Origin of the sequence: Lysobacter daejeonensis GH1-9 (assembly GCF_000768355.1) — a bacterium.
Taxonomy (GTDB): Bacteria; Pseudomonadota; Gammaproteobacteria; order Xanthomonadales; family Xanthomonadaceae; genus Aerolutibacter; species Aerolutibacter daejeonensis.
This window is the reverse complement of record NZ_AVPU01000008.1, coordinates 92,447-104,318: the sequence shown is the minus strand read 5'-3', so window position 1 is coordinate 104,318 and position 11,872 is coordinate 92,447. Positions and strand designations below refer to the sequence as shown.

At 64.8% G+C, this 11,872-nt stretch carries 7 protein-coding genes; 1 reads left to right on the top strand and 6 read right to left on the bottom strand.

The annotated features are described in order from the left end of the window. Nucleotides 1-132 precede the first annotated feature (132 nt). Together N800_RS06695 and N800_RS06690 are read right to left on the bottom strand one after the other, a co-directional pair. On the bottom strand, nucleotides 133-3,111 hold the full coding sequence (locus tag N800_RS06695) for a DEAD/DEAH box helicase (RefSeq protein ID WP_036136265.1): 2,979 nt from the start codon (nucleotides 3,109-3,111) through the stop codon (nucleotides 133-135). A gap of 2 nt (nucleotides 3,112-3,113) precedes the next feature. Then, nucleotides 3,114-3,905, bottom strand: coding sequence for a Hachiman antiphage defense system protein HamA (locus tag N800_RS06690; RefSeq protein ID WP_036136263.1), 792 nt, complete (start codon nucleotides 3,903-3,905; stop codon nucleotides 3,114-3,116). A gap of 437 nt (nucleotides 3,906-4,342) precedes the next feature. Between N800_RS06690 and N800_RS06685 the strand changes: the two genes are divergently transcribed. Then, nucleotides 4,343-5,155, top strand: coding sequence for a S1 family peptidase (locus tag N800_RS06685; protein ID WP_198032486.1), 813 nt, complete (start codon nucleotides 4,343-4,345; stop codon nucleotides 5,153-5,155). A 522-nt stretch (nucleotides 5,156-5,677) separates the two neighbouring features. On the opposite strand, the gene N800_RS15855 is transcribed toward N800_RS06685, so the two are convergent. From N800_RS15855 to N800_RS06655, 4 genes are all read right to left on the bottom strand, one after another. Then, the gene (locus N800_RS15855) at nucleotides 5,678-6,808 is read right to left on the bottom strand and encodes a hypothetical protein (RefSeq protein WP_156962897.1); all 1,131 of its coding nucleotides are present in this window, start codon (nucleotides 6,806-6,808) and stop codon (nucleotides 5,678-5,680) included. A gap of 346 nt (nucleotides 6,809-7,154) precedes the next feature. Then, nucleotides 7,155-10,283, bottom strand: a complete 3,129-nt coding sequence (locus tag N800_RS06665; protein WP_036136249.1) for a type I restriction endonuclease subunit R — start codon at nucleotides 10,281-10,283, stop codon at nucleotides 7,155-7,157. Between the two features lie 74 nt (nucleotides 10,284-10,357). Continuing rightward, nucleotides 10,358-10,858 (bottom strand): hypothetical protein, encoded by a 501-nt coding sequence (locus N800_RS06660; RefSeq protein WP_036136247.1) that lies wholly within the window; start codon nucleotides 10,856-10,858, stop codon nucleotides 10,358-10,360. 30 nt (nucleotides 10,859-10,888) lie between these two features. Beyond that, nucleotides 10,889-11,842 carry a phospholipase D family protein gene (locus N800_RS06655; RefSeq protein WP_156962896.1) on the bottom strand — a complete coding sequence of 318 codons (954 nt, stop codon included), beginning with the start codon at nucleotides 11,840-11,842 and terminating at the stop codon, nucleotides 10,889-10,891. Nucleotides 11,843-11,872: the final 30 nt, after the last annotated feature.

The following is an 11,872-nucleotide window of genomic DNA, read 5'->3' as shown; positions in this document are numbered from 1 at the left end:
GTGCACCGCACAGCGCGGGGCCGCGAGAGCGCCGACGCGTTTCTGGCGCAGTACGCGAAGTGGCTCGAGTCCGTGACGGCTTTCCGCGCGAAAGCGGCCCGTGCCCGTGAGGCCTGAGCCGAGTCACTCGGCTCAGGCCAGGTCCTTGAGTGTGTTGGCGTAGACCAGGTCGCCCAAATAGGCGCGCCACTCGGCCTCATGCTGGCGCAGTCCGTCGCGCGCGTTGGCCTTGATGTTCGTGAGATCCGGCGGTGGCCCGGGTTGAGTGATGGCGTTGCCCAGCGCCACGTAGGCACGACGGTGACGCACGCCCAACTCCGCGAGCAATCGCGCAGCGACATTCGGCGCACCAAAGCGCAGCTGTTGCGTGAAGTTCGACACACCCGCCGCGAGTTCCAGGCCATCGGCCTGCAGGCGGCGCGCAAGCAGGCTCAGGCCCTGCTCCACCAACGTTTGCAGGGTGTAGGCGATCGCCCGTGTGTGGAGGGCCAGCAGGTCGCCCATGTCGATCTGGAGCTGTTGACCGATCTCGACGAACGACTCCCCAAACATCCACCGCCGGACGATCTCGAAGAAGCGCGGCTTCGCGACTTCCACCTGATCTGCCTCGACACGAAACCCCTGCAACACCGCGTGCTGCAGTTCGGCGTGCGTCCACGCCCATTCGAGGATTACCGTGCGCAATCCATCATCCAGGACATCGACCGGATCCTGCCAATTTGGCCGAGCCGGCCAAAGCCCGGCCGATACCGATGCGAGCATGCGCACTTTCGCGCCCGTCTCGCGCACCCATGCCAACTGGCCGGTCGGTCGCAGCCCAATGAGCCGGCGAGCCCGTAGCTCGAAGACATCGCGCAGCAACTCCGCCTGGGCAGGTTCCAACTGCCTAGCCGCAAAGGTCTGCTCGGCGAGTTCCCGAGCACGTGCGACAAACAGATCTTCTCCCACCTCTTCGGAAATGAGGTCGATCAAGGTCGAATCGACGCCGTCCACGACGGGGTAGACGGCGTCGACGCCCTCGAGGAACTCGTTGCTCAGCGACATTCCCTGTCGTGCGAGGAAGTTGCTCAATTGCCGGACCAGGCTCACCAATGAGCCGCGCACCGGCTCCCCGGCCCCTTGCGCCGCGACCGGCAGGACCAGCCCCCATTGGCCGGGATTCGCACAGATCACCAAGCCCTTGGTGTTCACGCCCGCGCGACCGGCACGGCCAACCAGATTCTTGATGTCCCGCGCGAGCATGGCTTCGGGCTGCTGCCTACCGGGTCTGCGACGCTGCACCGAGTATAGGACCAGGCTTCGGATGGGCAGGTTGACGCCCTCGGCCAGCGTGCTCGTGCAGATGACCAGACGAACCGCGTTGTCCCGGATCAAAGCCTCCAGGACCTCGCGCGTCTCTTGCGGAATATCGCCGTGGTGAAGCACTGCACCGTGGCGCACGGCTTGCGTGCCGATCCACGCTGCCCCGTACTCGGCCTCCAGGTAAGCGATGCATGGTGGCAAGGCCCCGGGTTGCGCGTAGTCCATGGGCGCTGGCAACGGCATCGGTTGTCTCAACTGGTTGACGAGTTCTCTCGCGAGGCCCTCGGCTCCCTGGTCGCCTCGCTTGTTGGCGGCGAAGATCGCGGTGGTCCCCATCGGCAGGAGCTTTCGGGCGGCGGCGATGGCCTGCGTCTTGACGGAGGCGAAGCCGTAGGTGTTTGGGCGCCGCGTGACTGGATTGGTGAAAGTGAAGCTGTTGCGATCCAGGAAGCGATCGAGGGTGAAACGCCGCTCGGGCGCTTCGTGCGGGTGCATGGCCAAGCGAATGGTCGCGGCCGCGCCGGTTCCCAGCGGCTGAAGCACGGCGAACTCGGCCGTCGCAGGGCGGTAGTCGCTACGAATGACGGTCTGGTCGGTGCCGCCGAGCCACGCATTGATCTCCTCAATGTTGGGCACGATAGCGGACACGAAGACGAAGCGCGGTGCGGCCCCCGCACGCGACTTCATGCGCGCCAGCAGCAACTCGAGCCCGATGCCGCGCGCATCGCTGTCCAGCAAGTGGCCCTCGTCGCAGATCACCAATGAAATGCGCTGGGCGAAGGTCGGCTCGGCGCTGAGGATTCCCGACAGCGACTCGGGCGTCGCCACCATGGCCCGGATCTGGTCTAGGCCGTGGACTTCTTCGCCCGAGGGCACCGTGCCACCGTATGCGCAACGCGCAGGCAAGCCCATCGCGTTCAAGCGGGTGACGAGGGTTCCTTTCAGTTCTGAGGCGAGGGAGCGGAAGGGCACGAGCAGCACCGCGACATCGTCGGGATGAACGCCCAGGTGCCAGTAGAGCAGGGTCTCGCACAGCGTCGTCTTGCCGGCGCCGGTTGGCATCTGCATCGCGTAACTGTTCGCGTTTGTCAGCAACCCGCCGCGAATGGCCTGGATCTGCGAGGGAAAGAACTCCCAGCTTGAGGGCTGTCGGTCGACCAGCGAACGCACCAGCGGCGTCCAGAATGGGCTGGCGCCCTGCGGCAGGACCGCCCGCAAGTTGGTCTGCTGAAAACGCTCGAGCAGGCCGCGCAGCAGTCGGGCCACGATCCAAACCTCGGGGCCCTCTTCCAAGGCGCGGACCTCTCGCTCCCGCAGCGCCGCGCTCCGCAACGCGATGCGATCCAGGTCGCCGGCTTTGAGCTCGTCCTGGACGGCCCGCGAAAAATCGGACTGCAACGTGCCCGGTCGCGCCAGAAAGTCGTAGCAGGCAGCGCGCAGGCTGGCCGGATTGGCCGGCCGTGCAGAACGCCGCATCGCCAGGCACGCCGATGCGGGGAAGTCGCCGAAATAGAACGCCGCCGCGGCGAACAACGTCGCGTCTTCGCGGGAAATGCCCCGGTCACCCAATTGGTCATCGGCTATCTCGACCGAGAACTGCAAGAACGCATTGCCCAGCTGCGCCCAGTCCGCGGGCGCGACCTGGGGTTGGTGCAGGTTGGCGAACAGCTCCCCGACCAAGGATATGTAGTAATCGTCGAGGCGATGGTCGATGGCCCCCAGCTCGATCGGAAGTTGCGCGAACTGGAAGTGACGCAGGTGTCGGGCGGTGTCGGCATTGTTGATCCACCGCTGCAGAGACGCGCGCATGACTAGGCCGAGGCCTGCGCGGCTGCGAATGCCGCCGTGTACGTCTGCTGCAGGTTTGGCACGCCGATCACGACGAGGGTGAACTCCGGATCGGCCACGCTCGGCGCTGCGACCAGCTCGTTGGTCAACAGCGCGTTGCAGATGACGGCCACCGCGCGGAAACGCTTGGCGACCGGCGGGCTGTCCACGGCTTGGATGAATCGGTCCAGCAACGGCAGGTCAACATCCCCGAGGTCCGTGGTCAGGGCCCGCTCGCGTAACCACACCAGCGTGCTGGCTAGGCGGCTGGTTCGATCCTTCTTGCAGTCGGCAATGGCATCCGCGATCGGGGTGGACGTGCCGGCGGTGGCCTTGGCCTTGACCTCCGCACACAGGATCGCATCCGCCGCACTGGGATGCGGACGGTTCGGCATCACGAAATGCACCACGTCCGACTTGGGCGCCGGCTTGGTCCGGTCCTGCTTCAGGCGCCACTTCTTCGGACCGATGGCGGTGGCCGGCAGTTCGCGGGCCGCCTGATAGAAGTAGCCGAGCACCTCGCCAAAATCGCCGGACATAGTCGCCCCGGCGTCGGGAAGCTTGGAGCGGATGATCTCGGCGCGCGTCACGCCGGGTCGCTGCGCCGCGGAATCGAGATCGGCATCGGTGATGTAGCAACGCCTGAGTGGCACGCCGATGCTTTCCACCAGTTGCGTGACACTCGCCGGGCTGACATGGATCAGGACGTACGGCTGGTCCTGAGCGTGTGCGAACCACGGCACGGCGTCCACGAAATCAATCCCAAGTTCATCCATGGCGCCGACTTCCCTGCAGTCTCGAACGGGCTTGCGATCGGTTCACGGAAGAACCGGCCTGACCCGGCCTATGGGTGGGGGGTGGCGTCAGTGTGCCCGACTTTTGTGAAGGTCAGGGGCAAGGGATGCATTGGGAGCCTGGCCTTGCTTAAGGGCAGATCGCTTTCTAAGGCTGAGCGGCGGTGATCGCAGCGACGATCTTCCGGAGCGAGACCAGATTCTCACCGTCGACCCGCGGCATCTGCCGGGATGGCTCGCCGTCGAGTGTGAGAAATTTTCCCACCCCCCCCATCGATCGGGATCCTGGCGCCGCACCGTTGCACGCCGAGCCGAGGTTGCCGTTCAATCACTACATTTAGCCAGTGGACCAGAAGGCGACCTCGATTAGTACCTACCAACAGACTAGGCCGGACGATTCCCGGCTCCACTACACGGGCGTGCTGGTCGCCGGCGATGCGTGGGACACCGTCGGCCACAGCCTGCTGCCCTTGGGGTCCGGCTTCTTCGTTGCGCCCTTCCTCGTACTCACGGCGCGCCACGTCATCGACGAGGTCTCCGAGCAGTTCCACGGCTGCCGCATCCACGAGATCGTCGGCGACATGAAGTTCGGCATTGACTTTTCGATCCAGCACCCACGACACGGCCAAATGAAGTGGGCCGTGATGGGCTACGGTTACACACCGACCATCGACGTGGTGGCCCTGTGGGTCGAGCTGCGCACGCCGGCCGAATTGCCGGCGGACTTCGTGTGGGAACTGCCAACCCTGTCGCTCGCGCAGGCTAGGGTCGACCAGGCGGTCAACGCGCTCGGCTATCCGCACTCCACGCATCGCCTGGATGAGCAGGGCCATGCGAAGGTCGGCCTCAATCCCCACGAGTCCTCGGGCACCATCGCCGCGATCCACGAGCGCAGCCGGGACCGCGTCATGCTCCCGTACCCGTGTTTCGAGGCGAGCGCCGCCACCAAAGGCGGGATGAGTGGCGGGCCGGTTTTCTCGGGCGACGGGCACGTCATCGGAGTGGTCGGGTCCAGTTTCGAACTGGGGGAGAGCGACGAGTCGGAGGTGTCCTATGTCTCGGCCGTCTGGCCCGCGGTCGGCATCGAGTTGCGGCACACCGCCGCCCCGGTAACGCCGGCGGCGGTACCCTATCTATTGCAGGCGCTGGTGGATGCCGGCGCTGTTCGCGCCGTCGATCGCTTCACCTCGGTGGATGCGGCGGGCACGGTCACGCTGCTCATTCCAGGCTGATTGGCGAATACGAGCACGCCTGCGCCACGGCGAGAGCCGTCGGCGGGGCTCAGTCGGCGAATCCGTAGATCGTCCGGCGCAATCTCGCGAACCGTGCCGATCTGGCCCTCCGCCACGAGGAGCACCAACGACCGCCGTTGCGAGGGCCCGCGGCGAGCAGCCAACGCGTCGCGGCCTCCGGGGTCTCGAACAGTCGCTCCAACGCGGCGGCGAACGCCGGCTCGATGTCGAGCAGGGCGAGCCACACGCTGCGCCGCTTGATCTCGAACGCCCCCTGCGTATCACACGTCGTCGGCGTAAGCTGAAGCCATTCCAGCTGAGGAGCCGACCGATGCTAACGTCGCGACAGATCGAACCGCTGTTGAGGCCGAAGGCGTACCCCGCGGACGTGGCTGCGCAGATCCGCGCTACCTCGCCGTTGGCGGTGCAGATCGCGAACCGCTGGATGCTGGGCTGGCCGACCCGGGTCAAGACGCTGCTGGCAGCGGGGAGCTATTTGCCAGCGCTCAAGGAGCAGGAGACTCAGGAACGCGAGGTGTTGGCAAACAGCCAAGTGACACACCTGGCGCGGCACGAACTGATGGAGGAGTTCGGGCTGAGCCCCGCGCCGCCGCTGGCGTAAGCAACTTCGACCTGATCTATGAGGCGATCGGCACTGATGGCCTCCTGAACCTCCAAGCTCTTACTCGTCGGATCGTTCCAAGCACGCTGAAACTCATTGCAGTGCACGAAATCGCCATTGACGAAGCACTGCTGGCCTGTGCGGGTTTCGGTGGCGAAGTTGGAACCCGAAGGCTGGGTGTAGCTGTTGCCTTGGTAGTCACGGAACTGGCGCGGTTCTGGCGCTTCTGGAACGGCGTGCCGGTAGGGTGCGGTCTCGTAATTACTGGCCGAGGCGGTGCCGTAGCTGCGACTCGCGTACGAAGCCTCGCGCTCGGCACGACGTGCCTGATAGCTGGCCTCGTCCGCCGCTCGGCGTGCTTGGATCCGCTGTTCCTCGGCCAGGCGTCTGGCCTGGTACTCGGCCTCGGCGGCCGCTCGCCGCTGTTGGCGCTGTTGCTCGAGGTAGATCGCCTCCTGTTGGGCGGCCTGCAAGGCGCGCGTGTTGCCCTGCTCGACCTCGGCGCGGTGCAGGGCCTCAGCCCGTTCGGAGTATCCTCCTGCCAGCGCTATGCGCGCCTTGGCACGGTTGAGTGTTTCGACGTAGCTGATAGTGCCCTTGGATTCTTGAAACACAGCGTTGAGCGTCGTTTGGAACGTCGCGCGTTGGGCTTCGCTGGCCAGAAGCCCGACATTGTCCGGGGCGGCGAAGAATGCCGCTTGGGCGTACCGCCAGGCTCGTTCCGCTTCCTGTTCGCTCGCGTAGGCGCTTGCAGGTGGATTCGGGTCGACGCCCGCGGTTGAGGCGATAGAGCCCCCTGGGCCGACGACCTCGCCGGGCGCCGCCGCTGAGCCCGGGCGATCAGCTATACCCTGCTGCCTCTCGCAAGACTCCGTTCGCGGGTTATAGGTGGTCCCTTCAACGCAATAACCCCAGGGCGCTAGGGGTTGGGGGTTAGCTTCCCCCTCTTTGCTCGGGATAGTAACGATGACGCCTGCGATGGCGACACCAAACACGCCCGCGCCCAGAATCGACCAACCATGCGCTCTCATGACATCCCCTCGTCCTTAGGTCGCCGGATTGACCATTGGGGTTTTACGCGCAAACCGGCCTCTTTGGACCGGCGAAAATGTCTTAGTGGGGCGCTGAGCGGTGCGGGACAACGCGACACCCAGTCCTGCAAGCCCCGGATTAGCAATGCGGCCGTGATCAAGGCCCCGCGCAGCCGGCGTCCCCGCAAGGCCCTGATCAACTCGAATCAAGGCTCCCATTATGCGAGCGATGCTTGGCGGCGCTTTTGCAAGGACATCCGCCTTGAGTCCAGCATGCAGGCGTGCCAACTGCTGGGGCATGGCGGTCGCCCAGTCCTCTGACCTGCCCCTCTGGTGCCGGGGCCCTTCAGGCCGGCACTGCTCTACCCTCCGCGCTCCACGTATCAGCCATTAGTTCCGCCTGCGCGATCACCTTCTCGGTCGCCTCGGCCTGCTTGTCCGGCGGGTACTTGTGGATCGCCAGCAGCACCTTGACCATCGCGATCATCCGGGCGCGCGCGTCCTTGCGGTTCTGCCAGTTGATGCTGGCCGAGCGGCGCAGCTTGTCCGTCAGCTCCTGTGCCAGTGCGCGCAGCGAAGGGTGTCCCAGCTCACGGACCGCCGATTCGTTCTCGCAAAGCGCCTGGTAGAACGCGTACTCCTCTTCGCTCATGCCGTCGGGCGGGCGGGCGTCGTTGATCTCGCGGGCCAGCTTGATCAGTTCCTCGATCACCTCAACCGTGGTCAGGGCGCGATTCTGGTAACGCGACACCGCCTCTTCCAGTCGCTCGTTGAAGGCCTTGCCCTGCAGCGCGTTGCGTTGCCCACGCGCGCGGATCTGATCGGCAATCAAGCGCTCCAGCAGCTCGGCGGCCAGGTTGCGCGTGGGCATGGTGCGGATCTGTGCCAGGAAGGCCTCGTCCAACAGTGAGATGTCGGGCTTTCCCAGTCCCAGCGTGCCGAAGATGTCGTTGACCCCATCCACCAGTACGCCCTTGGCCACCAGCTGGCGCAGCGCGGCCTCCTTCTCCAGGCGCGAGCGGGTCTCGCCAGCCCGGGTCAGCTTGATCAGACACACGCGCACCGCCTGGTAGAACGCGATCTCCTCGCGCAGGGCCATGGCCTCGGCTCGGGTGCCGGCCAGCGCCTGCGCCTTGGTCAGCTTGGCCACCTGGTCCATGTAGCGGCGGATACCGCGATTGCGGCCCTTCTCGTCCGCCACCGGGTCCAGTTGGGTGATGTGTTCCATGGCCGCGCCCAACAGCGCCACCGCACGCTTGGCATCCTCGATGCCGCTGCAGTCAAAGCCATGGAAGAACTCGCGGCGCACCACGTCCAGCGTATCCAGCAGGATCGCCAGCGCTTGGCCGGAGGTGTCCACCGGCTCGCGGCCGCTACCGGCGTCCTTGGTGTACTGCTTGATCGCCTTCTTCAGTTCCTCGCCGATGCCGATGTAATCGACGATCAGCCCACCCGGCTTGCCCTTCCAGATGCGGTTGGTGCGCGCGATGGCCTGCATCAGGCCGTGGCCTTGCATGGGTTTGTCCACGTACAGCGTGTGCACCGGCGGCGCGTCGAAGCCGGTCAGCCACATGTCGCGCACGATCACCAGTTGCAACGGGTCGTCGGCGTCCTTGAAGCGCTTCTCCAACAACTTGCGCTGCTGCTTGTCGGTGCGGTGCGGCTGGTAGTGCAGCGGGTCGGACGAGGCCCCGGTCATCACGATCTTGATCCGGCCCTTGGTGATGTCCGCGTCGTGCCAATCGGGACGCAGCTTTACGATCTCCTCGTACAGGCGCACCGCTGCCTCGCGGCTGATCGCCACGGTCATCGCCTTGCCCGACAGCGATTCGGTGCGCGCATCCCAGTGCGCCACCAGGTCGGCGGCCAGCGTGGCCAAGCGGTCGTCGGCCATGGCCAGCGCCTCCAGCCGGGTCAGGCGGCTGGCGGTCTTGCCCTGCTCGCTTTCGTCCTCGTCGTCGGTGACCTCCAGGAACTCGTCCAGCAGCGCCTGCTTTTCGGCCTCGTTGAAGCGCAGGGCGATGATCCGCGACTCGTAGCTGACCGGCACCACCGCCTCGTCCTCCTGCGCGGCGATCATGTCGTACACGTCCACGTAGGCGCCGAACACCGCCTCGGTGTCGCGGTCGTCCATGCTGACCGGGGTGCCGGTCATGCCCAGGTAGATGGCCTTGGGCAGCGCGTCGCGCATGTACTTGGCCAGGCCGTACTTGGTCTGGCCGCTGGCCGTGTCCAACTGCGCGGTGAAGCCGTACTGGGTGCGGTGCGCCTCATCGGCAATCACCACGATGTTGTCGCGGTCGGACAGCACCGGCACGCCGGCCTCGCCCACGCGCGGGGCGAACTTGTTGATGGTGGTGAAGTACACGCCGCCGGCCTTCACCTGGCCCAGCAGGTCGCGCAGGTGCTCGCGGCTCTCGGCTTGGCGCGGGGTGGCGCGCAGCGACCACGCACAATCGGCGAAGGTCTCGTACAGCTGGCCGTCCAGGTCGTTGCGGTCGGTGACCAGCACCACGGTGGGGTTGCGGAACTCCGGGCGGTCGCGCAGCGCCATCACGTAGAACAGCGCCAGCAGCGACTTGCCCGAGCCCTGGGTGAACCAGATCACCCCGCCCTTGCCGTCCTTGCGCTGGACCAGCGCCTCCACCGCGCGATCCACCGCCTTCCGCACGCCGTGGTACTGGTGCCACTGCGCGATGATCTTGAAGCTGGCCCCGCCGTCCGCGCCGCCGTAGGCGACAAAGCCGCGGAAGAAATCGAGCAGCGTGGCCGGGTGCAGCAGGCCGCGGATCAGCACTTCCAGTTCCAGCTGGCCCTTGTCCACCTTGCGCCCGTCCAGCAGGCGCCAGCGCGCATGCCGCGCCAAGTCGGCGCTGACCGCGCCGTAGCGGGCCACGGTGCCATCGGAGATGACGTTGAGCAGGTTGAACCAGAACAGCTGCGGGATATCGGCCTTGTAGGTCTGGATCTGCTGGTAGGCGGCCTCGTAGTCGGCGTTGAGGTCGGCCGGGTTCTTCAGCTCGATCACCACCAGTGGCAGGCCGTTGACGAACAACACGATATCCGGGCGGCGGATCTTCTGGCCCTGCACGGTGAACTGGCGCACGGCCAGCAGGTCGTTGACGCCGTTGGTGTCGATGACGGGGATGCGGGCCACCACGCGGTGGCCGTCGGCCTCGGTGCGCTCCAGCGGCACGCCGTTGCGCAGCCAGTCGTAGAGCTCGCGGTTGCCGTCCACCAGAGACTGGGCGCCGTAGGTGGCGAGCTTAGTGACTACCTGGTCCGCCTCGGCGGAGCTGAGGCCAGGGTTGAGGCGGGTTACCGCTTCGTGCAGGCGCGGGGCGAGGACAACATCGGACCAGCGGGTGCGGGCGCCGTCAGGCCCGCCGGGAGCTACGGCGTCACCGGCGACGCAGGACCAGCCCATTGCGGCGAGCCAGTCCAGGCAGGCGGTTTCAAGGTGGTCTTCGAGCATGGCCTCTCCGCGTTCCTTCCAGCCTTGCAGAACATCCAACTAGCTGCAGCAGAAATCGCACAACCGGCTAACGACTAGACATATTCTTCCAAATACGATTTGGCGACAGCACTCCCCGCAACGACGAGCAGGCCCACCACTATTGAGCCAGCCATGTACATGTAAGTTCTATTGTTGCGAGAGGAAATCTTGCTCTGCGTGTCGTTGTTCTCCTTCGCCATCCTCTCAACGGTGTGCAGCGCTTCCCTGCGCAGATCTTCGCTCTGTGCTTCCTGCACGATCTTTTCGATGACCCTGAACGCGTCTGCGTGCTCTGCTTTAAGAGCCTCTATAGACGCAATTTGCGCATCTTTTGCGTTCCCCGAGACGCTCTTGAGCGCGGCATTCGAATCCGGAACAACCTTGGACAGAGCCTCTATCCTCTTTTCCTCAATCTGCCCGCTCTTGATGAGGAAAATGAGGCGCTCCTTCTGCTTGATAAACTCGGGACTCTTCTCGTCCTCCAGGACATCAAGAGATATGCCACTTTCCTTGAGCAGCTCAACAAGGCTCTGGGTTTGCTTCTTGCCCGCCATTCAATCCCCCAAAATCGTTAGCTCTAGCGTCTATTTGTATAGCGTCCTTACGTGCTTCAGAAATTCTTCGACCTGCGCCCTGCTAGGGGTGGTCATCACCCTGTCCTTGACATCGGTGCGCATCCGCCAGAACTTTTCCAGTGATATTGCCTGACGAAAGGCGGCCTCGAAGGAACCATCGATTTCAAACGGAAGCGCCGCAGGTGCAGGTCGCGTCGTCTCCGCGACCTGATCGGCATAGTCCTCCAGCCCACTCCTTCCCCGTCGAACCGTGTTTATCCAGATCCACTTGACGGCGCCGTTTTTTGTCGGATACCCGTCATCGTTGCAGCGCCAGCTCAACACCCAATCTCCGACGCCTGCCCGCTCCCGCCCTAACCGGAGGTTCATGTAGTCGCGATCGCCTTCGACCTCGTTTCCCGACTCCCCGCCGGCAGTCCACCACTCCACGAAAATGCGGTGATCGCCGATTCGATAGCGATCAAACGTCGCGCCCTTGCCCGCCTGCTTGAACAACCCAGCGGCTCGCGCCTTGCGAGTTTCAATAACCAGCCTTGCAAGGCGATCTTTCTTTGACTTCGCGGTCGGGTACGCCTTGATGGCGGTCTCACGCAGCTCCGAAAAGGCCGCCATTGCATCGACCCGATGCCCCGCCTGATCCGACAGCATGACGGCTTCAAACAAGTCCGCCCCACCCATCGAGAGGGCATTGGTGGATAGATTCGCACTGCCCACAATCACTCCGGACCGCCCCACGTAGATCTTGGCGTGCAATTGATCGAGGAAGTGGACGTTACCCCAACCCAACCGTTTCCCCAGCGCCTCAATGGCCTTGGGATTGCTACCCACCGTGGGCGAAAGGACGATCTCCTTGAGCTTGTCCCCAACAATCAGATCTGCCCAGTCAATGCCGACGTAAGCAACGGCAATGTGCGTGGGCACCAGCTTCTTCACAGCGCGCCCCACTTCGTCGCGCTGAGTCAACAACCTTACCTTTGCCACGACTCCCCCTGG